This is a genomic window from Streptomyces sp. NPDC002580 (assembly GCF_042889485.1).
Classification (GTDB): domain Bacteria; phylum Actinomycetota; class Actinomycetes; order Streptomycetales; family Streptomycetaceae; genus Streptomyces.
Map to the genome: position 1 here is coordinate 572,356 of NZ_JBIAQZ010000004.1, position 24,372 is coordinate 596,727.

14 protein-coding genes are annotated in these 24,372 nt (G+C 69.9%); 6 read left to right on the forward strand and 8 right to left on the reverse strand.

Translation table 11 applies throughout. The features are described 5' to 3' along the window. Window positions 1-12 precede the first annotated feature (12 nt). Window positions 13-1,461, reverse strand: a complete 1,449-nt coding sequence (ngcE, locus tag ACFYW7_RS16570; protein WP_389502596.1) for an N-acetylglucosamine/diacetylchitobiose ABC transporter substrate-binding protein — start codon at window positions 1,459-1,461, stop codon at window positions 13-15. A gap of 486 nt (window positions 1,462-1,947) precedes the next feature. Here ngcE and ACFYW7_RS16575 point away from each other — a divergent pair, with 486 nt between their 5' ends. After that, the gene (locus ACFYW7_RS16575) at window positions 1,948-5,772 is read left to right on the forward strand and encodes a GH92 family glycosyl hydrolase (protein ID WP_389502598.1); all 3,825 of its coding nucleotides are present in this window, start codon (window positions 1,948-1,950) and stop codon (window positions 5,770-5,772) included. Between the two features lie 158 nt (window positions 5,773-5,930). Here ACFYW7_RS16575 and ACFYW7_RS16580 read toward each other — a convergent pair whose 3' ends face one another. The 7 genes from ACFYW7_RS16580 to ACFYW7_RS16610 all read right to left on the reverse strand — a co-directional run bounded on the left by ACFYW7_RS16580 (window position 5,931) and on the right by ACFYW7_RS16610 (window position 18,354). Beyond that, window positions 5,931-9,209: a GH92 family glycosyl hydrolase gene (locus tag ACFYW7_RS16580; protein WP_389502600.1), complete on the reverse strand. Its 3,279-nt coding sequence runs from the start codon at window positions 9,207-9,209 to the stop codon at window positions 5,931-5,933. Window positions 9,210-9,709: 500 nt separating this feature from the next. Further along, on the reverse strand, window positions 9,710-10,786 hold the full coding sequence (locus ACFYW7_RS16585; protein WP_389502602.1) for a lytic polysaccharide monooxygenase: 1,077 nt from the start codon (window positions 10,784-10,786) through the stop codon (window positions 9,710-9,712). 737 nt (window positions 10,787-11,523) lie between these two features. Further along, entirely contained in the window at window positions 11,524-14,238 is a 2,715-nt protein-coding gene (gene acnA / locus ACFYW7_RS16590) for an aconitate hydratase AcnA (protein WP_389502604.1), read from the reverse strand. Window positions 14,239-14,652: 414 nt separating this feature from the next. Continuing rightward, entirely contained in the window at window positions 14,653-15,435 is a 783-nt protein-coding gene (locus tag ACFYW7_RS16595) for an ABC transporter permease (RefSeq protein ID WP_389502606.1), read from the reverse strand. After that, window positions 15,432-16,448 (reverse strand): ATP-binding cassette domain-containing protein, encoded by a 1,017-nt coding sequence (locus ACFYW7_RS16600; protein ID WP_389502757.1) that lies wholly within the window; start codon window positions 16,446-16,448, stop codon window positions 15,432-15,434. Before ACFYW7_RS16600 ends, ACFYW7_RS16595 begins: the two co-directional genes overlap by 4 nt. Window positions 16,449-16,795: 347 nt before the next feature. Next, on the reverse strand, window positions 16,796-17,653 hold the full coding sequence (locus ACFYW7_RS16605; RefSeq protein ID WP_389502608.1) for a DUF4097 domain-containing protein: 858 nt from the start codon (window positions 17,651-17,653) through the stop codon (window positions 16,796-16,798). A 164-nt stretch (window positions 17,654-17,817) separates the two neighbouring features. Then, entirely contained in the window at window positions 17,818-18,354 is a 537-nt protein-coding gene (locus ACFYW7_RS16610) for a hypothetical protein (RefSeq protein WP_389502610.1), read from the reverse strand. A gap of 987 nt (window positions 18,355-19,341) precedes the next feature. On the opposite strand from ACFYW7_RS16610, the gene ACFYW7_RS16615 reads away from it, so the two are divergent. The 5 genes from ACFYW7_RS16615 to ACFYW7_RS16635 all read left to right on the forward strand — a co-directional run bounded on the left by ACFYW7_RS16615 (window position 19,342) and on the right by ACFYW7_RS16635 (window position 24,211). Further along, entirely contained in the window at window positions 19,342-19,536 is a 195-nt protein-coding gene (locus ACFYW7_RS16615) for a DUF4236 domain-containing protein (protein WP_389502612.1), read from the forward strand. A 228-nt stretch (window positions 19,537-19,764) separates the two neighbouring features. After that, window positions 19,765-21,294: a helix-turn-helix domain-containing protein gene (locus tag ACFYW7_RS16620; RefSeq protein WP_389502615.1), complete on the forward strand. Its 1,530-nt coding sequence runs from the start codon at window positions 19,765-19,767 to the stop codon at window positions 21,292-21,294. A gap of 316 nt (window positions 21,295-21,610) precedes the next feature. Further along, window positions 21,611-22,228, forward strand: coding sequence for an NUDIX hydrolase (locus ACFYW7_RS16625; RefSeq protein WP_389502617.1), 618 nt, complete (start codon window positions 21,611-21,613; stop codon window positions 22,226-22,228). 409 nt (window positions 22,229-22,637) lie between these two features. After that, window positions 22,638-23,243, forward strand: a complete 606-nt coding sequence (locus ACFYW7_RS16630; RefSeq protein ID WP_389502619.1) for an RNA polymerase sigma factor — start codon at window positions 22,638-22,640, stop codon at window positions 23,241-23,243. 11 nt (window positions 23,244-23,254) lie between these two features. Continuing rightward, a complete protein-coding gene (locus tag ACFYW7_RS16635; protein ID WP_389502759.1) occupies window positions 23,255-24,211 on the forward strand; it encodes a CU044_5270 family protein in 957 nt (318 codons plus the stop codon). Window positions 24,212-24,372 lie beyond the last annotated feature (161 nt).

A 24,372-nucleotide genomic window follows, 5' to 3' on the forward strand; every position in this document is an offset into this window, starting at 1 on the left:
GGTTTCGCGTGATCAGTCGCGGTGGTTCTTCTTGGACTCCGGGTCCTTGGCGGCCTTGTCGACGGCGGCCTGGGCCCGCTTCAGCCATTCCTTCGGCTGAATGCGCTTGGACATCAGCTCGTTGGACGCGTTCTGGATGGCGACGTCCATCTCGCTGTACCAGTTGATGTACAGGTAGTTGAAGGTGTTGTCACCCGCCGCCTTGGAGGCTTCGACCGTGGACTGCGTACCGGGACGCAGCTCCACGCCGTCGGACACGCCGTCCTTGAGGATGGTGAGCGAGTTGGCCTTCTGCGCGAAGACCGTCGACCACTCCTTGGAGAGCATGGAGCGCATGAACTCCTTGGCCTCGGGCAGGTTCGCGGCCTTGGCCGGGATGATGAACGGCTCGCCCGAGCCGGCCCGGATCGCCTCGAACGGCAGCGCGCTGCCGGGCAGGTTGGGCATCGGCATGAACTTCATGTCGAAGTCGTCCGGGGTCTGCTTGAGCTGCTCGTTCTCCAGCCAGGAGCCACAGGTGATGAAGGCTGCCTTGTACTGGTTCCAGCGGGTCTGGGACTCGGTGTGGGTCAGGCCGTTGGTGCCGGCCAGCAGGTAGCCCTTCTCCACGATCTCGTAGATCGCCTCGACGGCCGCCAGCGCGGCGTCGGACCCGACGAACGCCTTCGGGTCGAGGTTGTCGATCGCCTTCATGGCGTCCAGACCGCCCTTCTTGGCGATCAGGTCCATGATGGCGATGTTGATGTAGTACGGGTACTTGCCCTGGTGCGCGAGACCGCCGATGCCCTGCGACTTGGCGTCCTTGCAGATGGCGAGGAAGTCGTCCCAGGTCTTGGGCACCTCCCAGCCCTTCTCCTTGAAGAGCTTGCCGGAGTACCACAGGCCCCACACCGTGTAGATGTAGTTGAGGGCCACGACCTTGCCGCCCTGCAGGCCCGGGTCGAGCGTGCCCGGGATCAGCGTGTCGCGGACCTTCTTGCTCGGGTCGTCGATGGACGGGGCGTCCAGGACCGCGGCCAGGTCGAGGAGTTGGCCGCTCTTGTAGAGCACGTCCAGCTTGATCTGCTGGGCGCCCGAGTCGTCGACGATGTCCGGCGGGTTGCCGCCGTTGAAGCGCGGCTGGAGCTTGCCGGTGATCTCCTGGGTACCGGTGTGGGCGCTCTTGGTGCCCCACTTCTTGTCGAACGCCGCTTCCCACGACTTGGCGTACTCGTCGCCGTAGCCGCCCTTGAAGACGACGACGTCGAGCTTCCCGCCGCCCTTCTTCACGCCGAAGGGGTTGTCCTTGCTGGTCTTGCCGGTGCCCTTGTCGTCGGACTTGCCGTCATCGCCGCCGCTCGCACAGGCGGACAGGAAGCTCATCGTCGGGACGGTGATCAGACCGAGTGCGGCCGACCTCTTGATGAGGTCACGGCGGCCGACACCCTCGGGGCTGCTGTTCTCGGCGGAAGTGGATCCCATGCTCAAGTCCTCGCCTTCTCCAGGACTCAGGCGGTGAACCGGATCCTCCCCGGCACCGCGGTTAGGTCAAGCTGGGGTCGTGCGTAGGGGATTCAGCGGGGCGAACCGACGGTAGGTGTATAGACCACGATCCGTCGCCCCTCGAAATTCCCCCCCTGGGTCCTGCCTGTCCAGAGCCAGTCGATCGACTGGCCGGACGCGACAGGTATAGTCCACTTCCCGCCAGCGGAGCAAGATCGAATGCAGGTTTGCCCGTCGGTCTTTTCCGAGTTGAGACCTCCCGGAAATACGGGACACCCCCGGACCACCCCGGCGAAGATCCAGGAGGCCCACCTCCCGCAATGAACCCAATGCACGGTTCGTCGCACCACATTCACCCCGGATGCCGCACCCAACACCCTTGACAGCACTGACCCCTTGGCTTCCAAATGGACCTTGCGCCTCGAATTTGACAACGTTGTCCAAGTGCAGGGAGGGTGCTCGCGCATGCAGCACAGAGCTCGGTACAGACGAGGTTCGACGAGTCGGACCGGACGGCTTTCCCCGGCGGCACTGGGGGTCGCAGCGCTTTCCCTGGTGGTGGCCTCGCAGGGCGCGGCGGTCGCCCTGCCCGCCCGAACGGCGGTCGCCGAACGGACGTTCAGCTCGTCGTTCGAATCGGGTGACCCGCTTCCGGACTGGCTCAACACGGTGGACACGGCTTCCGACGGCACGAAGCGGTCCTCCGGGGTCGACGGCGGCTACAGCACGGGCATCCCCGGCAATGTGACCGACCACGTCACGGACGTGCGGGCGAGCGGTGAGAACACCGGCGCCGGCGAGGTCAAGGAGAACCTCGTCGACGGCGAGCCCAGCAGCAAGTGGCTGACCTTCGAGCCCACCGGCTGGGCCGAGTTAGACCTCGACGCACCGGTCAAGGTGGTCACGTACGCGCTCACATCCGCAAACGACCACGACGAGCGCGACCCGAAGGACTGGACCCTCCAGGGCTCCACCGACGGCAAGGACTGGAAGACCCTCGACACCCGTTCCGGTGAATCCTTCGGCGAGCGCTTCCAGACGAAGTCGTACGACATCGAAAGCCCGGCCGAGTACCAGCACTTCCGGCTCGACGTGACCAGGAACAACGACGGCGACATCCTCCAGCTGGCCGACGTCCAGCTGTCCACCGGCAAGAGCGACGACCCGACGCCCAAGGACATGCTCTCGCTCGTGGACCGGGGACCGAGCGGCTCCCCCACCGCGAAGGCGGGCGCGGGCTTCACGGGCAAGCGGGCCCTGCGCTACGCCGGCACCCACAAGGGTGAGGGCCGGGCGTTCTCGTACAACAAGGTGTTCGACGTCGACGTCGCCGTCGGGCGCGACACCGAACTGTCGTACAGGATCTTCCCCTCGATGGCGGACGGCGACCGGGACTACGACGCCACGAACGTCGCCGTGGACCTGGTCTTCACCGACGGTTCGACGCTGAGCGGTCTGAACGCCGTGGACCAGCACGGCTTCGCGCTCACGCCGCAGGGTCAGGGCGCCTCCAAAGTGCTGTACGTCAACCAGTGGAACAACGTGTCCTCGCGGATCGGTTCCGTCGCGACCGGGAAGACCGTCGACCGCGTCCTGGTCGCGTACGACTCCCCGAAGGGCCCCGCGAAGTTCCGCGGCTGGCTGGACGACGTCTCGCTGAAAACGGTCGCCCGGGAGAAGCCGAAGGCGCATCTGTCCGACTACGCGCTGACGACCCGGGGCACCAACTCCAGCGGCGGATTCTCGCGCGGCAACAACTTCCCGGCGACGGCCGTCCCGCACGGCTTCAACTTCTGGACGCCGGTGACCAACGCGGGCTCACTGAGCTGGCTGTACGACTACGCCCGCGACAACAACGCGGACAACCTGCCCACCATCGAGGCGTTCAGCGCGAGCCATGAGCCGAGCCCCTGGATGGGCGACCGGCAGACCTTCCAGGTCATGCCGTCGGCCGCCTCGGGCACCCCGGACACCGGGCGGGCGGCCCGCGGGCTGGCCTTCCGGCACGAGAACGAGACCGCGCGGCCGTACTACTACGGAGTGACCTTCGAGAACGGTCTCAAGGCGGAGATGGCGCCGACCGATCACGCCGCCGCACTGCGCTTCACCTACCCGGGTGACGACGCGAGCGTGGTCTTCGACAACGTCACCGAACAGGCGGGGCTGACGCTGGACACCTCGTCCGGTGTGGTCACCGGCTACTCGGACGTCAAGTCCGGCCTGTCCACCGGCGCCACCCGGCTCTTCGTCTACGGGGTCTTCGACGCGCCCGTGACCGAGGGCACCTCCAGCGGCGTCAAGGGCTACCTGAAGTTCAAGCCGGGCGCCGACCACTCCGTCACCCTGCGCCTGGCCACCTCCCTCATCAGTCTCGACCAGGCCAAGGACAACCTGCGCCAGGAGATCCCGGACGGCAGGTCGTTCGGGGAGGTCAAGGCCGGGGCCCAGCGGCAGTGGGACCGGCTGCTCGGCAAGGTCGAGGTGCAGGGCGCGACCCCGGACCAGCTGACCACGCTGTACTCCAGCGTCTACCGGCTCTACCTGTACCCCAACTCCGGTTTCGAGAAGGTGGGTTCCAAGTTCCAGTACGCCTCGCCGTTCGTCCCGATGCCGGGGCCCGACACCCCGACCCACACCGGGGCGAAGATCGTCGACGGCAAGGTGTACGTCAACAACGGCTTCTGGGACACCTATCGGACGACGTGGCCGGCGTACTCGTTCCTGACGCCGGGGCAGGCCGGTGAGATGGTCGACGGGTTCGTCCAGCAGTACAAGGACGGCGGCTGGACCTCGCGCTGGTCCTCGCCCGGGTACGCGGACCTGATGACCGGCACCTCGTCGGACGTGGCGTTCGCGGACGCGTACGTCAAGGGCGTCGACTTCGACGCGGAGTCGGCCTACGACGCGGCGCTGAAGAACGCGACCGTCGTCCCGCCGACGTCCGGCGTGGGCCGCAAGGGCATGACCACCTCCCCGTTCCTCGGCTACACCAGCACCTCCACCGGCGAGGGCCTCTCCTGGGCCATGGAGGGCTACGTCAACGACTACGGCATCGCCGAGATGGGCCGCGCCCTCTACAAGAAGACGGACGAGAAGCACTACAAGGAGGAATCGGACTACTTCCTCAACCGCGCCCGGGACTACGTGAATCTCTTCGACTCCAAGGCCGGCTTCTTCCAGGGCCGCAGTGCGAAGGGCGACTGGCGGGTCGACTCCGCGAAGTACGACCCGCGGGTGTGGGGCTACGACTACACGGAGACCAACGGCTGGGGCTACGCGTTCACCGCGCCGCAGGACTCGCGGGGACTGGCGAACCTGTACGGCGGCCGGAGCGGGCTGGCGGACAAGCTCGACACGTACTTCGCGACGCCCGAGACCGCCTCGCCGGACATCGTGGGCTCGTACGGCGGGGTCATCCACGAGATGACGGAGGCCCGGGACGTACGGATGGGCATGTACGGGCACTCCAACCAGGTGGCCCACCACGTGAACTACATGTACGACGCGGCCGGACAGCCCTGGAAGACGCAGAAGAACGTCCGCGAGGTCCTCTCCCGCCTGTACACCGGCAGTGAGATCGGGCAGGGCTACCACGGCGACGAGGACAACGGCGAGCAGTCGGCCTGGTTCCTCTTCTCCTCGCTCGGCTTCTACCCGCTGGTCATGGGCAGCGGCGAATACGCCATCGGCTCCCCGCTGTTCACCAAGGTCACGGTCCACCTGGACAACGGCCGGGACCTGGTGGTCAAGGCCCCGCGGAACAGCGCGAAGAACGTGTACGTGCAGGGGCTGCGGGTCAACGGCAAGCAGTGGAAGTCGACTTCGCTGCCCCACTCGCTGATCTCCCGTGGCGGGGTGCTGGAGTTCGACATGGGCTCCGAACCGTCCGCCTGGGGCACCGGCAAGAACGCGGCGCCGGTGTCGGTCACCGAGGACGACAAGGTGCCGACGCCCCGCGCGGACACCCTCGCGGGAGACGGCGCGCTGTTCGACAACACCTCGGCCACGGACGGCGCGGTCACCTCGGTGGACCTGCCGGTCGGCGCCGCCACGGAGGGCGTCCAGTACACGCTGACGTCCTCGGACCGGGCGAAGGCCCCGGCCGGCTGGACCCTCCAGGGTTCCTCGGACGGGACGACGTGGAAGGACCTCGACAAGCGTTCGGGGGAATCCTTCCGCTGGGACAAGCAGACCCGGGCGTTCACGATCGCGGATCCGGGCTCGTACACCCACTACAGGCTCGTCCTCGACGCCGAGGCGACCCTCGCGGAGGTGGAACTGCTGGCCTGAGGCGCCGGCGAAGGGAAAGGGGCGGGCCCGGAGGAGACTCCGGGCCCGCCCCGCGTTCCGGACGGATCAGTTCACCGGTTCACCGGGCACCGCTTCAGCGGTCCACGGGTTCAGCGGCTCAAGGGCCCACCGGCCGAGTCGGCTTCCAGCCGGATCGGTCACGGGCTGACCGCGAGGGTGAAGACGTGCAGGTCCGCGTCGTCGGGGAGCTTGACGCTCTTGACGGTCCTCCCGGCCGGCGCCTGGAAGGGCTCGGTGGCGAACACGTAGGTGGCCACCGGGTCCTTGTCCGCGCCGGCGACATTGCGGTAGGCGGTCTTGGCGATGGTCCTGTTGCCGTACTGGACGGTGCCGCCCCCGCCGCCGACGGTCCAGTCCGTGAAGGACAGGTCGACCGAGTCGGTGCCGCCGTCGGTGTAGGTCACGGTGGCACTGGTGCGCTGGTTGCCGTTCACGGCACTGCCGATGAAGGACAACCGGCTGACGGGCTCGGCCAGTTCGATGGTCTGCGAGGTCGCCGAGGCGTTGTCGGGGCGGCCGGACGGCGAGTTCGGCCAGGTGTAGGCGAGGCCGTCCACGGTGCCCCGGCCGCCCGGCGTCAGCCCCACGTCGGCCAGGGCCTGGCGGGAGTAGCTCCAGCCGCCGCCGTCGTAGTCGGCCTCGTCGTGGTCACCGGCGTCCTCGGAGACACCGGTGTTGTTGTAGGCCGCGAGCAGGGACCCGGGTGCCGCGACCGTCAGGGCCACCGGCTGCGCGTACGACGTGGCGTCCGAGGTCACCTTCACCTTGACGTCGTAGAACCCCTGCTCGGCGTCGTCGGCGGCGGTCAGGGTGATCCGCCGGGCCCCGTCGGTCACGGTGCCCTCGGCTGGCGTCGCCGTCACTCCGGCGGGCACGTCCACGTGGAAGCGGACCTCGGGCCCGGCACCGCCGCCGAGGGCGAGGGCGCGGATGTCGAGCGCGGTGCTGCCACCGGGCGCGAGCGTCGCCGCCGTCGGGCCCACACCGATCTGGTACGGCTGCTCGCCCGCACGGAAGGAGGGCGGGGCGGCCGACTCGGCGGTGCCCCAGCTCTTGTCGGGGGCGGTGGCCAGCGTGTAGTCGAGCGTGCCGCCGTCGCGGACGAAGGAGGCGGGCAGCCACGGCCGTTCGCTGCTGCGGCCGTCGACCCGCAGGGACTGGATGTACGGGGCGTCCGCGGCCGCTCCCCGGGCCCGGATCTCGATGTCGGCGCCGCCCGGCCGCTCGATCTCGATCCTCGGGAACAGCGGTGAGGACAGGGTGAGTTCGGCACGGGAGGGCACCTGGGGGTACATTCCGAGGGCGGAGAAGACGTACCAGGACGACATCTCACCGAGGTCGTCGTTGCCGGGGATGCCGCCCGGCTCCGTCGACCACAGCCTGCTCATGGCCGCACGGACGGTCTCCTGCGCCTTGTAGGGCGCGCCCGCGTAGTCGTACAGGTAGGGCACGTTGACCGACGGCTCGTTGTCCAGCTCGGACTTGTCGCCGCCGCTGCCGGTGAACGCCCAGCCGCCGTCCGCGTCGTGGAAGAAGGTGTCGAGCCGGTCGAGGGCCTTGGCGCGCCCGCCCATCGCCGCGAAGAGGCCCGCCGGGTCGTGCTGGACCATCCAGGTGTACTGGGCCGCCGTGCCCTCCACGAAGCCGTTGCCGGTCGCCGGGGTGAAGCCGGTGACCCAGCTTCCGTCGGCCTTGCGGTTGGCGATGTAGCCGCCGCCGGGGTCGGCCGCGATGTTGAAGTTGTTCTGCCAGTACTGGGAGCGTTCGGCGAAGTCGGCCGCGGTCTTCTTCTCCCCGGCCGCCTTGGCGAGTTGGGAGATCGCGAAGTCCGCGCCGGACATCTCCAGGGTCTCGGCCGCGCCACCCCAGGCGTTGGACACGGACGGCATGTAGTGGTGTTCCAGGTACTTGTCGAGCGAGGGCCGCTGACCGGCCGAGAGCACGGGTTTGCCCGCCGGGGAGAGGTCCCCCTCGGTCGGTACGGTCGCCGCCTTCACCAGGGAGGCGAGCGCGCCGCGCAGGTCGAAGTCGCTGCCGCCGAAGGCGCGGATGCCGGCGAGGGCGGCCGGCGAGGGGTCGCCGTTCATGACGTGCGTACCGCTCGCGCCGTGCAGCCAGCGGTCCCAGACTCCCCCGTTCTGCCGGGCGAGTTCGAACAGGGACTGCGCGATGTCGGATCCGATGTCGGGGTTGAGCAGGGTCAGCAGCTGGACCTGGGAACGGTAGACGTCCCAGCCGGAGAACGTGCCGTACTGCGCCTCGTGGCCCCGTCCGACGGTGTGCACCTTGTCGTCGGAGCCCCGGTATCTGCGGTCGGCGTCGCTGATGACGTTCGGGTGCAGGAGCGCGTGGTAGAGCGCGGTGTAGAAGGTGGTGCGGTCGGCGTCGGTGCCCCCGCCGACGCCGATCGCGCCGAGCCGCTCGCGCCAGTCGCGGTGGGCGGCCCGCCGGACCGAGTCGAAGGAGCGGGACGGCGGGTTCTCGGCCGCGAGGTTGGCGGCCGCGCCGTCCTGACTGACGTACGAGATGCCGACCTTGACGTTCACCGGGTCGGCGGAGGGCTCGAACTCCACATAGCCGCCCGCGCCCTTGCCCGCGACGGGACGGCCGCCCTGCCCGAAACCACCGGTCCCGCCGCTCGCCTCGGTGCTCCCCGGACTCAGCCGGTCGTCCTGCCAGGTGCCGGTGGCCGCGAAGTCGCGGTCGAAGCGGGCGGTGAAGTAGAGCGTGTAGTAAGAGCGTTGCCCCTCGGGGTCGAGGTAGCCGCAGAAGTTGCCGGAGGTGACGGACCCGGAGACCGTGCGGGTCTCGGGGTCGATCCGCACCGTGGAGTCGGTCGATCCGACCTCGGAGTTGGCGGTGCGGATCAGCAGCGAGGCGGGCTTGTCGGCCGGGAAGGCGAAGCGGCCCGAGCCGGTGCGCGCCGTGGCCGTGAGGTCGGCGCTCACTCCGGAGGCGAGCCCGACCTTGTAGTGGCCGGGTTCGGCCTGTTCGTCGGCGTGCGCGAAGCCGGACGCGTAGACGGCGTCCTTGGTGTCGCTCGCCGGGGAGGACGTGACCGCACCGGAGAACGGGAAGATCGGGATGTCGCCGCTGCCGCCCGCGCATCCCGTTCCGGACATGTGGGTGAGGCTGAAGCCGCGGATGCGCGGGGCGTCGTACTGGTAACCGCCGGGCGCGGCCGTGCGGGTGGCGTCCCCGCGGGTGTTCTCCGGGCTCCAGGAGAGCATGCCGAAGGGGGTGACGGCGCCCGGGAAGACGTTGCCGCCGTTCTTCGTGCCGATGAGCGGGTCGACGTACGCGGTGGGGTCCTGGACGAGTTCCGGTGGACCTGACGGGGGTGCGGCGAGCGCCGGAGTGGCACCGGCCACCGTCAGGACGACGGCCAGCAGGACGGATGACGGACGGAAACGCATGACGCGGCCCCTCCTCCTTCGGACGGGTCGCGCACCACAGGTCGCACAAGCCGCAGGGACAGTAACGTGCGCCACGGGTACCACGGAAGAGCGCCTGCCCGGCCGGGGACGCGCCCGCCGTACCCCCCGATGGCCAGGACCGCCCGACCTCACCGGACGCGCCTGCTGCACCCGCGACGTCCATGCCCCCCGACCTCCACGGACACGCCCGGCCCGCACCGACGCCCCGTCCGTCCGTACGGCCGCGGTCGCGCCCGGCGCCGCCCCGACGCGTTCGGCGTGCCCCGGCGCCCCGACTTCTGGGCGTTCGGCCGTCAACTTGCTTGACATCGTTGTCCGTTGAGGCGATAGAGTCGTGACCAGACCGTACGACAACGTTGTCGCACACCACGGTCGACACAAGCCGTACCATCCCGGGCCGGGCCTCCCCCGACCTGTCCGGGCTCGCGGACCGGGCGGGTCGGAACAACACCCGCCCGGTCCGCCCCGAGCCGGCCCGTTCAGCCGACCCGACAGGGCAGGGCCGTCGACGGATCGTCGCCCGAGCCAGAGACGACGTATCCGAACGTCGTGCTCGCGCCCGGACTCAGCGAGCCGTTCCAGTCGGCGTTGTGCACCATCACGTCCTGGCCGCCGTAGGTCGCGTTGCCGTTCCACAGACTGGCCACCGACTGACCGCCCGGCAGCGACCAGTCGACCATCCAGCCGAGCATCGGGACGTCACCCGTGTTGGTGACGGTCACCTCGGCCTGGTAGCCGCCGGACCAGCTGTTGGTGGTGCGGCGGGTCGCGGAGCACACGCCCGGCGGGGGCTCGGTCGAGTCGCCGGGGTCGTGGATCCCCGTGACCTCCCCGTTGCCGCCGTCGAAGACGACGTCGGAGCAGGAGTAGAAGGTCTCCGCGCTGTCCGAGCGCTGCCAGACCATGTAGACGATGTGCCGGCCGGTCTTGCCCGCCGGCAGCCGGCCGCTCCAGGAGTAGTTCGCCGCGACCGTGCCCGGGGTGCCGTTGAGCGCCGGGTGGTCGACCGTGAGGAACGGCTGGTCCTCCATGGCGTCCCAGGTGAGCGTCCGGGCCGGGTCGAAGCCGTCCTTGGTGATGTAGACGTAGAACCAACCGGGGTGCGCCGCCCAGGCGTTGTACGCGAAGTCGACGGTCGCGCCCGAGGTCAGGTGGGTCAACGGCCAGTCGGAGCGCGGCAGGTCGAAGCCCGTGAAGTTGGGGTTGCCGCCGCTGCAGAGCGAACCGTCGGGCACGAAGCCGCGGGTGCGCCCCGCGCCGTCGGAACGCAGGACCGAGAACCAGTTGTAGAACGGCGTGGTCCCGCTGACCTGTTGAGCCGCCTTGCAGGCGGGGTTCACGGGTTTGATCTCCCCGGTGTCGGTCAGCCCGTCCTGCCAGCACAGGAACGTGCGGCTGCCGGGCTTCATGGGAGTGCCGTGCGCCTCCGCCCGGCCGCCGGTCACGACGATGAGGGTGAGGGCCGGAAGAGCGGCCAGCAGGGCGAGGAGGACCAGGAAGGGGGTTCTGCGACGGGCGAGGCGTTGTAATCGCGGGGACAGGATTGTAAGGCGCATGACAAAGATCTCCTTCGTCGAGTGCCGTGCGGATGCGGGGCGAGGCGGGAGCGGCCCCGGGGCGGGTTCCGGTCCGCCGGATGGGAGCGCTCCCACCTCACTCGGAAATTAGCGCGCACGGGAACCCCTGTAAACGCCTCGCACACGGCGCGCGCGTCGGGGCCGGGATCACATCGCGGTCGTAGCCGCAGGAATCAGGGCGCACCGCCCGCCCGAACGTGGGGCACTCCGTCCGGGACTGGGCACTCCGTCCGGGGTCCGTGGCGCCGGGGCGGTGCCGTCCGGGGGCGCCGTCCGCCCGGATGCCCGCGAGGGCGGAGCGCTGGACGGCGTCGAGGCCGCGCGGGGAATCGGCGGCCCGCGGGGAGCCCTTGCAAGGGCAGCCGGTTCGGGGACGGTTGATGCCGGTGTTGCCAGTGCCGGTTTTGCCAGTGCCGGGGTTGCCGGGACGTGGGCAGGCGGGGTGGGGGGAAGACGCCGACAGGGATCGTGTGCGGACGGATCGCTGCGGCAGGGATCGGCCGCGCGGGTGTCCGGTCCACAGGCGGCCGGTCGGGGAACCCTGTGTTCCACCTGCGCACGGCCGATGTCCTGGGACCGGCGGCGGGGCGACGGCGAAGGGCCGCACCCCCGGCTACCGGGGATGCGGCCCCAGGCCGCCTCGGGCCGTCCGGAGACCGCCCTACCGCGTCCTGCTGCTGCAGTACTGCCGTACCTCTACCGCCCTACCGGACCGCTTACTTGCGGATCAGGTTGCGCAGCACGAACTGCATGATGCCGCCGTTGCGGTAGTAGTCCGCCTCGCCGGGGGTGTCGATGCGGACGACCGCGTCGAACTCGACGCCGGTGTCGGTGGTCACCTTCACCGTGCGCGGGGTGGTGCCGTTGTTGAGCTCCTCGACGCCGGTGAAGGAGAAGGTCTCCTCGCCGGTCAGACCGAGGGACTCGGCCGTGACGCCCTCCGGGTACTGGAGCGGCAGGACACCCATGCCGATGAGGTTCGAGCGGTGGATGCGCTCGTACGACTCGGCGATGACGGCCTTGACGCCGAGGAGCGCGGTGCCCTTGGCGGCCCAGTCGCGGGACGAACCGGAGCCGTACTCCTTGCCCGCCAGGATGACCAGCGGGATGCCCTGGTCGATGTAGTTGCGCGAGGCGTCGTAGATGAAGGAGACGGGGGCGCCGTCCTTCGTGAAGTCGCGGGTGTAGCCGCCCTCGGTGCCCGGCGCGATCTGGTTGCGCAGGCGGATGTTGGCGAACGTGCCGCGGATCATGACCTCGTGGTTGCCGCGGCGCGAGCCGTAGCTGTTGAAGTCACGACGCTCGACACCGTGCTCCGTGAGGTACTTGCCTCCGGGGGTGTCGGCCTTGATCGCACCGGCCGGGGAGATGTGGTCGGTGGTGACCGAGTCGCCGAGCTTGGCGAGGACGCGCGCGCCGGCGATGTCGGAGACCGGGGTGGTCTCCATCGTCATGCCCTCGAAGTAAGGGGGCTTACGGACGTACGTCGACTGCGGGTCCCACTCGAAGGTGTTGCCCTCGGGGATCGGCAGCGCCTGCCACTGGGCGTCGCCCGCGAAGACGTCCTTGTAGGACTTGTTGAACATGTCCTCGCCGATGGCGTTCGCCACGACGTCGTTGACCTCGGCCTCGGAGGGCCAGATGTCGGCCAGGAAGACCGGCTTGCCCTCGGTGTCGGTGCCGAGCGCGTCGCGGGTGACGTCCACCTTCATGGAGCCCGCGAGGGCGTAGGCGACGACCAGCGGCGGGGAGGCCAGGTAGTTCATCTTGACGTCGGGGTTGATACGGCCCTCGAAGTTCCGGTTGCCGGAGAGGACCGAGGTGACCGCGAGGTCGTGGTCGTTGACGGCCTTGGAGACCTCGTCCGGCAGCGGGCCGGAGTTGCCGATGCAGGTGGTGCAGCCGTAACCGACCAGGTTGAAGCCGACCTTGTCGAGGTAGGGGGTGAGCCCCGCCTTGTCGAAGTAGTCGGTGACGACCTTGGAGCCCGGGGCGAGGGTGGTCTTGACCCACGGCTTGCGGGTCAGGCCCTTCTCCACGGCCTTCTTCGCGACGAGCGCGGCGGCGACCATGACGTACGGGTTCGAGGTGTTGGTGCAGGAGGTGATGGCCGCGACCGTCACCGCGCCGTGGTCGATCTCGTAGGTCGAGCCGTCGGGGGCCGTGACCGTGACCGGGTTGGACGGGACGCCGTTGGCGGCCGCCGGGGAGTCGGAGGCCGGGAAGGACTCCTTGCCCGCCTCGTCGTCGTCGGCGACGTAGTTGCGCACGTCGCTCTTGAACTGCTCGGCGGCGTTCGCGAGGACGATGCGGTCCTGCGGGCGCTTCGGGCCGGCGATGGAGGGGACGACCGTGGAGAGGTCGAGCTCCAGCTTCTCGGAGAAGTCGGGCTCGGCGGCCGGGTCGAGCCAGAGGCCCTGCTCCTTGGCGTACGCCTCGACGAGCGCGAGCTGCTGCTCGGAGCGGCCGGTGAGCTTGAGGTACTTGATGGTCTCGCCGTCGATCGGGAAGATCGCGGCGGTGGAGCCGAACTCCGGCGACATGTTGCCGATGGTGGCACGGTTGGCCAGCGACGTGGCGGCCACACCCTCGCCGTAGAACTCGACGAACTTGCCGACGACACCGTGCTTGCGGAGCATCTCGGTGATGGTCAGCACGAGGTCGGTGGCGGTCGTGCCCGGGGTGAGCTCGCCGGTCAGCTTGAAGCCGACGACGCGCGGGATGAGCATGGAGACCGGCTGGCCGAGCATCGCGGCCTCGGCCTCGATGCCGCCGACGCCCCAGCCGAGCACGCCCAGGCCGTTGACCATGGTGGTGTGCGAGTCCGTACCGACAAGCGTGTCGGGGTACGCCTGGCCGTTGCGGACCATGACCGTGCGCGCCAGGTGCTCGATGTTCACCTGGTGGACGATGCCGGTGCCCGGCGGGACGACCTTGAAGTCGTCGAAGGCGGTCTGGCCCCAGCGCAGGAACTGGTAGCGCTCCTTGTTGCGGCCGTACTCCAGCTCGACGTTCTGGCCGAAGGCTTCCTTCGTGCCGAACTTGTCGGCGATGACGGAGTGGTCGATGACCAGCTCGGCCGGGGAGAGCGGGTTGACCTTCGCCGGGTCGCCGCCGAGCTCCTTGACGGCCTCGCGCATGGTGGCGAGGTCGACGACGCAGGGCACGCCGGTGAAGTCCTGCATGATCACGCGGGCGGGCGTGAACTGGATCTCCTGGCTCGGCTGCGCCTGGGAGTCCCAGTCGCCGATGGACCGGATGTGATCGGCGGTGATGTTCGCGCCGTCCTCCGTGCGGAGCAGGTTCTCCAGCAGCACCTTCAGGCTGTACGGAAGGCGAGCCGAGCCTTCCACCTTGTCCAGCCGGAAGATCTCGTACGACTCGTCGCCCACCTGCAGCGTGCTGCGGGCGTCGAAGCTGTTCGCCGACACGACAGTCTCCTTCATTGATGTGCGCGTTCCCACCGCATCCTGCCGCCACGGCGCCATGGACGATCCGCTAAGGTAAGGCTAAGTTAGGTAACCCTTACCGTTGGATGGACGACGCAGTGCGGCTGCGGTACGCCTCGGCAGATATCTCGATGTCGAGATAACTCTAATACATGGGGGCGGGGAGGTCATGTCTGGGCGCCCTCGCACGCCGTCATCCGATCGAGTCGTTCGCGCGGGTCACCCGGTCCAACGGGCCTCCCCGGAGCCCACCCGGTCGTACGACCGCACGGGCGCCGGAGGCCTGAGCCACCGACACCCGTGCGGTTGTACGGACGGAGACCGGCCTCCGCTCACTTCGTGCCCTCCGCCCGCGGGCGGAGGGCACGGGATCCGGCCGGGGCCGTGCGGCGGGCCTCAGCGCTTGGTGGTGCTGTTGAACAGCGAGCGCGACCAGAGGTAGCCGACGAGGGCGATACCGGCGCACCAGGCGAGCGAGATCCAGCCGTTGGCGCCGATCTCCGAGCCGGAGAGCAGGCCCCGCAGGGTCTCGGTCATCGGAGTGAACGGCTGGTTCTCGGCGAACCAGCGCAGGCCCGGCGACATCGACTCGGCCGGCACGAACGCCGAGCCGAGGAACGGCAGGAACTGGATGAGCAGCGGCTTGTTGCTCGCGGACTCGACGGTCTTGGAGATCAGGCCGAGCGCGGCCGACAGCCAGGTCACCGCGAACGCGATGGCCACGAGGAGGCCGGCGGCGGCCAGCCACGCGAGCGGACCGGCGTCCGACCGGAATCCGACGGCGACCGCCACCCCCACGACCAGGACGGCACTGAGCATCGTCTGGATGACGCTGCCGATGACATGACCCGTCATGAACGAGGAGCGGGTGATGTTCATGGTGCGGAAGCGGTTGATGATGCCTTCGGTCATGTCGGAGCAGATCGCGATCGAGGTCGACATCGACCCGGCGGCCACCCCCATGATGATGATGCCCGGCGTCAGGTACTCCAGGTAGGCGTCCCGGCCGCCGCCCATGCCCGCGCCGATCGAGTCCCCGAAGGCGTACACGAACAGCAGCAGCATCAGGATCGGGGTCATGGCGGCGCCGAACCCCACGGCCGGGTAGCGGATCGCGTGCTTGAGGTTGCGCCGCAGCATCGTCATCGAGTCGTGCACGGCGTACGTGAGGGTGCTCATCGGAGGGTCTCCTTGACGTGAAGCGGGGTGCTGTCGGCGGTGTCCGTGCCGGTCGTCGTGGCGCCGTCGCCGGTCAGGGCGAGGAACACGTCGTCGAGGTCGGGGGTGTGCACGGAGAAGTCGGCTGCCCGGATGCCGGCGGCGTCGAGCCGGTCGAGCAGGCCGCGCAGCGCGTCGAGTCCGGCGTCGCCGGCCACGCGCAGGGCGAGGTTCTCGTCGTCGCGGGCCGCTCCGGGGAAGGCGGCCGCCGCGTTCTCGTAGTCGTCGGGGTCGGTGAACCGCAGCCGCACGTGACTGCCGGGAATCTGCGCCTTGAGCTCCTCGGCCGTACCCTCGGCGACGATCCGGCCGCCGTCGAGCACGGCGATCCGGTCGGCCAACTGGTCGGCTTCCTCCAGGTACTGGGTGGTGAGGAAGACGGTGGTGCCGGCCGCCACCAGAGAGCGCACGGTCTCCCACATGGTGCGGCGGCTGCGTGGATCGAGACCGGTCGTCGGCTCGTCGAGGAAGATCACCCGAGGGTCGCCGACCAGGGTCATGGCGAGGTCGAGCCGGCGCCGCATGCCGCCGGAGAAGGTCGCGGCGCGCTTGTGCCCGACGTCCGCGATGCCGAACCGCTCCAGCAACTCCTCGGCCCGCCTGCGTCCTTCGCGCTTGCCGAGGCGCAGCAGGTCGGCCATGAGGAGCAGGTTCTCCTCGGCGGTGAGCAGGTCGTCGAGCGCGGCGAACTGTCCGGTGACGCCGATCGCGGCGCGCACCCCGTCCGGCGCCGCGGCGACGTCGTGGCCCGCGACCTGGGCCTGCCCGGCGTCGGCGCCGATGAGCGTGGACAGGATCTGCACGGTGGTGGTCTTGCCGGCGCCGTTGGGCCCGAGCAGCGCGAACACGGACCCGGCCGGGACCCGCAGGTCGATGCCGTCGAGGACGACCTGGTCGCCGTACGACTTGCGCAGCCCGACGGCGGAGACGGCGGCGGGCGACTGGTGATCGTCGCCCTGGCGGGGGGTGGGCAGAGGAGGGGTCGACATGGGCATGACAGAAGAAGGCATGAGGCTTTCCTGTTCGAAGTCATGAGGGCTTGAGGGCTTGAGGGCTTGGGCTTGGGCTTGGGCTCCGAGAGGCTGCCGCGTGGAGGGGCTGGGCCTAGGGGGCCTGGGGCCTGGAGGCTTGAGCCTGGAAGGACTTGAACCTCGAGGGCCTGGGGCGCTCGGGTCTGGCAGGGCTTGGGCCTGGAGGTCTCGAAAGGGCGACTGCGGCGAGGCGCGGCCGGTGGTCGCCCCTTGGGCGGTCGGACCGGGCCCGGCGGGGCGGATGGCCCGAGCGGGCCGGCCCGGGCGCGACGGCCCGGGCCTGGGCGGCGTCAGCCGCGGGCGCGGCGGATGTCGATGTTGCCGTAGCGGGTGCGGGCCTTGATCTCCACGGTGTCTTCGGACTTGTCCGGGTCCTCGGAGGCGGTGAGCGTGTTGCGGACCTGTCCGTTGCCCGAGCTGACGTCGAGCCAGGCGGCGGTGCCCTGGCGGATGCCGATGTCGATGGCGCCGTAGGAGGTCTCCAGCTGGACGGTGCCCCTGGCCACGTCGCCCAGCCGCAGGGTGCCGTGGGCGGTGGTCGCGGTGACCGAGCTCTCGGCGCGCCGGATGTCGATGTCGCCGTTGGCGCCGCTGACCCGCAGCTCGCCGATCGCGGTGCCGACGGTCGTGGAGCCGTGCGAGTTCTTCAGAACGGCCGAACCGTCGACGACGCCGACGCGCAGGCTGCCGGAGCTGGTGGTGATCTCGGCCGGGCCCTCGACGTGGTCCACAGTGATCGAGCCGTGCGAAGCGGTCAGCTGGAGCGGGCCCGTCACGTCGAGCCGGACATCACCCGACGACGTCTTCACGCGGACCTCGCCGAGCCGGCCCTCACCGAGCACCTGGGTCCAGGAGCCGGTGGTGTCGACACGCGAGCCGGTGGGCAGTTCGACGATCACGTCGACGCTGCCGGTGGGGCCGATGAGGTAGCGCCCCTTGGGCGTCCTGACGGTCAGCACGCCCCCGGCGTAGGAGACCTCGGTCTGCTCGGCGACCCGCCGGTCCTTGTCCTTCTTCGGGTCGCGGGGCCGCACCTCGACGAGGGTGTCGAGGCGGTCGCTCGCGGAGAACTGGATGGAACCGGCGGCCACCTCCGCGGTGACGGAGATCGGCTGCGGAGTGTCGAAGGAAACGTCGGAAATGGGCATGGCTGTCCCGTCCTCTTGGGTCTTCGCGCGTCCCCGCTGGTGGGACGCGGTGTGGGTGAAGTGGTTCGGGTGCTGTGGGATGGATGTCGTGGGGCGAGTGCCGTGAAGGGTGCGCCGTGGACCGGGCGCTGCGGAGCGGGTGTCGCGGAGCGGGCGGGGCGCGGTTAGCGCACCCAGCCCGTGAAGCTCTGCCCGACGGTGCGGGTGGGGCGGCTCTTCTCCGCCGTACGCGGCAGGGCGCCGCCGTCGACCGCAGCAGCGACCGCCCGCACCAGCCACGCGTTGACCGACAGGCCCTCGCGGCCGGCGGCTTCCTCGGCGCGCGCCTTGAGGTGGGCGGGCAGGCGCAGATTGACGCGGGCGGTCGCGCTGTCGTCGCCGTCGGCCGGGGCAGGCGCCGGTGCCAGCGCCTTGAGCGGCTCGGCGGGCCCGTCCGTCTCCCCGTACACCTCTTCGCGAGGCGGCGGCGTCACCACGAAGTCGGGGTCGAGCCCGCGCAGTCGCACGTCGACCGAACCGGGCGCGAGGTCACGGGTGATCTCGTCCATCGCGGCGGAGAGCACGTTGAGCATCGTCAGGCGGGTCGCCGACTCCAGGGGAGCGGTGAGCCGTTCGGCGAGCTCGCGGGCTTCTTCGCCGCCGGCTTCGGCGGCCACCGCGAGTTCGCGGCGGAGGTTGTCGACATACGGCGTGAGGTCCATGTCGCAATAGTGGCACCACTATGGCGCCATCCGCAAGCCCGAATGGCGCCCTACGTCGGGTCATCGTGACGAGCACGCACCCCACCTGCGGAAACACGGGAAAATTGACCAACACCACCGTGGCACCACGCGTGTTCACGCACTTCCAGGTGACACGGAACGGCGCGTCGCGGGGCCGCATGACACCAAGCGGCACCACATGGCACCACCGGGTGCCACCGGGTGCCACGGAGTACCACCTGAATGCCGCCCGGCCTGCCGGGCGCCGGCCTTCGGCGAACCACGGGCCACACCCCGACCCATGGCGACCGGCACGGCGGTGTCCGACCTCCTGACGGCCGCCGACCGATCCACCACGGCCGAGGCGACGACCGGCCGGCCCGGCGGCGACCGACTGTCGCGACCGGCCGTCCGCCAGTTCGTCCGCCCGTCCACTCGTCCGCCCATCCACTCGTCCACCCATCCACCCGTCCGCCCGTCCGCCCGTCCGCCCGTCACGAGGCGGTACCGACGGGGCGAAAGGGTGGGCACCGATCACCACCCGTGGGCGCCGGCGCCATGGCGGGAGGCCGGCGGCCACGAACGGGCGACGACGACCACAGGTGGACATGACGACCGCGGACGGCCGGACACCCCACGACCGGACGGCGATGCCCCTGAGCGGGCGGCCGCCACCACGGACAGACCTCACGGTCACGGACACGGAAAGGGCAGGACGGCGGCCACGGATCGGACGTCGACCTCGACCCTCACCGCCGGGGGCGGTCCGCCGACGACAGCCGGACCGACCCGCGCCCAGAACGCCGCACAGGTCGGCTCCTCAGCCCGGGGGCAAGGTCCACCCCGCTGCGGAACGGGAGACAACTCGGCACCTCGCGGAAGAGGTTGACGTCCCGAAACAGAAGAGGCAGGAACATCGGAGCCTTTTCGGGGTACCCGGTCGACGGCCGCCGGGAACGCCCCGGCGGGCATGACGCAGGGGGCACCATGCCGCTCACGTTCCGCAAGAGCTTCCGCATCCTTCCCGGCGTGCGGCTCAACATCAACCGCAAGTCGTGGTCCATCACCACGGGCGGACAACACGGGCCGAAGCACACGCACAGCAGCACCGGACGCAGGACGACGTCGATGGACCTGCCGGGCCCGTTCGGCTGGCGCAAGACGACCCGCAAGGCAAAATGACCCAATAGCGACAAAAAGTCGCCCTGCAGACGAACCATCACGGAAGCGCCGCTTCACGGCATTCGGGAACGGCGACACCGACCACGACGCCTTCGCGCCGCCCCGGTCGTCGCCGCCCCGCCGCCCCCCGGCACCCGAACTCCCCCTCGAACGCGACCCGATGGAACCGGCCACCCGGAAGGCGGCCCTCCATTTCTCTTTATCTCACATCCGATATACGGTCGCGCCATGGCAGACGACTACCTCGTACGTATCGGCAAGCTCATCCGTGACGCCCGGCAACACCGGGGCTGGACACAGTCGCAGCTGGCCGAGGCACTCGCCACCAGCCAGAGCGCGGTCAATCGCATCGAGCGCGGTCATCAAAACATCAGCCTTGAGATGATCGCTCGAATCGGTGAGGCCCTGGACAGCGAGATCGTCTCGCTCGGCTATGCGGGTCCGATGCACCTGCGGGTGGTCGGCGGACGTCGTCTGTCCGGTTCGATCGACGTCAAGACCAGCAAGAACGCCTGTGTCGCGCTGCTGTGCGCCACACTCCTGAACAAGGGGCGCACCGTGCTGCGCCGGGTGGCGCGCATCGAAGAGGTGTACCGCCTGCTGGAGGTGCTCGGCTCGATCGGCGTCCGCACCCGGTGGATCAACGACGGCGTCGACCTGGAGATCGTGCCGCCGAGCGAGCTGGACATGGACGCGATCGACGCCGAGGCGGCCATCCGTACGCGGTCCATCATCATGTTCCTCGGCCCGCTGCTGCACCGCCTGGACGCCTTCAAGCTGCCGTACGCGGGCGGTTGCGACCTGGGCACCAGGACCATCGAGCCTCACATGATCGCGCTGCGCCGGTTCGGCCTCGACATCGCCGCGACCGAGGGTCTTTACCACGCCCAGGTCGACCGGTCCGTGACGCCCGGACGGCCGATCGTGCTGACCGAGCGCGGGGACACGGTCACCGAGAACGCGCTGCTCGCCGCCGCACGCCATGACGGTGCCACCGTCATCCGTAACGCCTCCTCCAACTACATGGTCCAGGACCTGTGCTTCTTCCTTGAGGCCCTGGGCGTACGGGTGGACGGCATCGGCACCACCACGCTCACCGTGCACGGCGTGCCGAACATCGACGTCGACGTGGACTACTCGCCCTCCGAGGACCCGGTCGAGGCGATGAGCCTGCTCGCCGCCGCCGTGGTCACGGAGTCCGAGCTGACGGTCCGCCGGGTGCCGATCGAGTTCCTGGAGATCGAGCTCGCGGTCCTGGAGGAGATGGGCCTCGATCACGACCGTACGCCCGAGTACTTCGCGGACAACGGGCGTACGCGGCTGGTGGACCTGACCGTCCGGCCCTCCAAGCTGGAGGCGCCGATCGACAAGATCCACCCGATGCCGTTCCCGGGCCTGAACATCGACAACGTCCCGTTCTTCGCGGCCATCGCGGCCTCCGCGCAGGGCAAGACGCTGATCCACGACTGGGTCTACGACAACCGGGCGATCTATCTGACGGACCTCAACCGCCTCGGCGGCCGGCTCCAGCTCCTCGACCCGCACCGGGTCCTGGTCGAGGGCCCGACCCGCTGGCGCGCCGCCGAGATGATGTGCCCGCCGGCGCTGCGACCCGCCGTGGTCGTCCTGCTCGCGATGATGGCGGCCGACGGCACCTCGGTGCTGCGGAACGTGTACGTCATCAACCGCGGCTACGAGGACCTCGCCGAGCGCCTGAACTCGATCGGCGCGCAGATCGAGATCTTCCGGGACATCTGACGCGACGGTGCCGCGGCACTCGCCTGACCTGCTGCTGTGGGGGTCATGTGCGGGTGCGGCGGCACCTGCGTCCGGGGGACTTCCCTGATCCTCGGCGCCCGGAGCGACGACTCCGGAACGTGCCGGCCTCTCCTGTTTCCTCCCCAGCACTACCGCGTTGCCGCGTCACCGCGATACGGATTGACGCGAGGACCGGGTCGACGGCGGCTCTGCGCGCCCACCCGGCCACGTGCCCTCGGGATGAGCACACCGGCATCCCCACCGGGCGGTGGGTCCGTCGAGCAGGGGTGTCAGTGACTCCTGCCAGCATGGACGGATGACCCCAGTCGACCCCCCGCCGACCACCCCTGACGATCAGTCGCGTGCCCTCCTTCTGGAAGTGGTCGGCGCCATCGAACCGTGGGACGACCTGGAGCGTTCGCACCTGGAGACCGCCGCACGGTGGGTCGCCGGTGGGGCCCCGCTCCACCGGGTGTCCAAACCGGACGTTCCTGAGATGCACCTGGTGTGCTACTTCGTCGTCCTCGACGCGACGCGCGGGCAGCTCCTGCTCGTCGCGCACCGCGGGGCGGGCCTGTGGCTGCCGACCGGAGGCCACGTGGAACCCGGCGAGGACCCGTGGGCCACGGTGGTCCGAGAGTGCCGTGAGGAGCTGGGCATCGAGGCCGTGGCATCGCCCGTCACCGGCGAGCGGCCTCTCTTCCTCACCGTCACCCGGACCCGGGGACACGGCCCGCACACCGACGTCTCCCTCTGGTACCTCCTCGACGCCGACGTCCACGCCATCACCTCTTACGACGAAGGCGAGTTCAGCGCGATCCGGTGGCTGACGGACTCGCAGGTGTTCGAGCTGTCGGAGGAGTCGCTCGACCCCCACATGCACCGCTTCACCCGCAAGCTGCAGCACGCCCGGATCTCGGGGCGTCGCAGGTAGCCGCGACGTGCACGGCCCCGCCGCGCCGAGGACCGGCCGGACCACGGGAGGGGTGGGTCGCTGGACCTGCCGAGGCAGCCGACTCGGCCCGGTCCCTGACCGCATTGCCCCTGAATCAGACGCGCGCCGCCAAGCCCAGATGAACGGTGTCGAACGGGCCTGACCCCGGGGCGGTGGCGCTACGGCCCGCGCACGCGAGCGGGTGTGCAGGGTCAGCGGTGCGGCCGCCTGCCCGGCGGCGGGCGGCCTGTGAAGCGGGGCACGCGCGGGAGGTGCCGAGGCGGGTGATTCTCTGGTCGCCCGCGTATCTCACCAGTGGTGCGACGAGTTTCGCGAAACCGTGAACTCTTCGGAGCCCGTCGGGGAACAGCAGGTGACACGCACTCGCCGACGAGTCAGGGGAAGCATTGTGAGCGGACCACCGCCGTCCACGGCACGGACGGAGGACGACGCGGAGATAGTCGCGCAGTCGTTGGAGCAGTCGGAGCTGTTCGCCCTGCTCTACGACCGGTACGCTCCCGACATCCACCGCTACGTGGCCCGTCGCCTGGGCGACGCCGTCGCCGACGACATCACCGCCGACACCTTCCTGGTCGCCTTCCGGATCCGGTCCCGCTACGACCGTACGCGCGCCAACGCGCGCCCTTGGTTGTACGGCATCGCAGGAAACCTCATCGGCAAGCAGCGCCGCGCCGAGGTGCGGGCGCTCAAGGCGCTCGCCCGCACCGGCCACGATCCGCTCGCCGCGTCCGGCGGCGGGTCCTGGGTCGAGGACACCGACGACCGGATCGCGGCGCAAGGCCCACTGGCCGGCGCCCTCGCGGGACTGTCGGCGCCTGACCGGCACGTCCTGCTGCTCGTCGCCTGGGCCGAACTCACCTACCAGGAGGTCGCGGAGGCGTTGGACATACCGATCGGCACGGTTCGTTCGCGGCTCAACCGCGCGCGACGCAAGGTACGTACAGCGCTGGGTGCCGATCCCGCGTTCGTGATCGACGTGGCGGAGGTGGCATAGCCGTGGACGAGATGACCGAAGTGCGCGAGCTGCGCGCCCACGTGCCGGTTCCCGACCGGGCCCGGCTCGCACCGGGACGGGCCCGGCTCACCGAGGCCGCGCGGGCCGGGGAGGCGCGCCGCGCGTTGTGGCGACGGCGGGAGTTCGCGATCGTCGCGGTCGTGGCCGCGGTGACTGCCGTCGCCATCACCGCCACCCTGCTGGTGGGCGGGAAGGGCACGGGACGCACGGTGCAGCCCGCGGCCACGCCGAGTGTGAGCTTCAAGGGGGTGAGCGCGGCCGAGTTCCTGCGGCAGGCCGCCGACGCGGTCCAGGCGCAGCCGGACGGCGCCGCTCCGACGGCGAAGCAGTGGATCTACACCAAGTCGGCGCAGGAAGCGTTGGAGAAATCCCGCCGTCTTATGGGCGATCAGGAGAGCTGGATCCGGTTCGACGGCTCCGCCATCGCCTCCCGGACGGGGAACGAGCCGCTCGACATCAGCAAGACGCACCTGGAGAACGGGGCCGAGGGCGACGACCGCTCGGCGCGCGAGATGTACCGGGTCCTCATCGCTTTGCCGGCCGACGGCAAGGGGACGCTGAAGGCGCTCCGCGAGCGGAATGCCATCGCAGACTCCAAGGAACTCTCACAGGCACGTAACGACTACTTCGAGATCAAGGTCCTGCTGTCGGCCGGCGTGATGCCGGCCAAGGGCCTGGCCTCGCTCTATCGCGCCCTCGCACTCGTACCGGGCGGAAAGGTCACCGACCACCTGGTCAAGACCGCCGCCGGACGCCGGGTGATCGCTGTGGACTACAGCCGCGGGAAGAACCCCAGGTCCGGTGAATCGATGGCTGATCAGTTGCTGATCGACCCGCAGACCTACCGGGTCGTCGGCATGCGGATCGTCGCAGGAGACGGCAAGGTCCTCGGCGGCGACTCGCTCGTCGCGACGGCTGTGGTGGACCGGGCGGGCGACCGCGGCTGACCGGCCACGATCCCGGGCGGCCCGCACCACGGGGGCGGGCCGCCCGTATCCCGCCCCGGCCGCCACCGTCGGCCCGTCCCACGAGCCCATGACCGAACCTCAGGCCGGCGACGACCACCAGGTCTCGGGCGAGCGGCAGTACGCCGATCATCACCTGTGCG

Excerpts from the sequence above, each read along its gene's own strand:
- ACFYW7_RS16580 (WP_389502600.1), bottom strand. The coding sequence starts at position 9,209 with ATGCGTTTCCGTCCGTCATCCGTCCTGCTGGCCGTCGTCCTGACGGTG.
- ACFYW7_RS16625 (WP_389502617.1), top strand. The coding sequence starts at position 21,611 with ATGACCCCAGTCGACCCCCCGCCGACCACCCCTGACGATCAGTCGCGT.
- ACFYW7_RS16620 (WP_389502615.1), top strand. The coding sequence starts at position 19,765 with ATGGCAGACGACTACCTCGTACGTATCGGCAAGCTCATCCGTGACGCC.
- ACFYW7_RS16575 (WP_389502598.1), top strand. The coding sequence starts at position 1,948 with ATGCAGCACAGAGCTCGGTACAGACGAGGTTCGACGAGTCGGACCGGA.
- ACFYW7_RS16610 (WP_389502610.1), bottom strand. The coding sequence starts at position 18,354 with ATGGACCTCACGCCGTATGTCGACAACCTCCGCCGCGAACTCGCGGTG.
- ACFYW7_RS16635 (WP_389502759.1), top strand. The coding sequence starts at position 23,255 with ATGACCGAAGTGCGCGAGCTGCGCGCCCACGTGCCGGTTCCCGACCGG.
- ACFYW7_RS16605 (WP_389502608.1), bottom strand. The coding sequence starts at position 17,653 with ATGCCCATTTCCGACGTTTCCTTCGACACTCCGCAGCCGATCTCCGTC.
- ngcE (WP_389502596.1), bottom strand. The coding sequence starts at position 1,461 with ATGGGATCCACTTCCGCCGAGAACAGCAGCCCCGAGGGTGTCGGCCGC.
- ACFYW7_RS16615 (WP_389502612.1), top strand. The coding sequence starts at position 19,342 with ATGCCGCTCACGTTCCGCAAGAGCTTCCGCATCCTTCCCGGCGTGCGG.
- ACFYW7_RS16595 (WP_389502606.1), bottom strand. The coding sequence starts at position 15,435 with ATGAGCACCCTCACGTACGCCGTGCACGACTCGATGACGATGCTGCGG.
- ACFYW7_RS16585 (WP_389502602.1), bottom strand. The coding sequence starts at position 10,786 with ATGCGCCTTACAATCCTGTCCCCGCGATTACAACGCCTCGCCCGTCGC.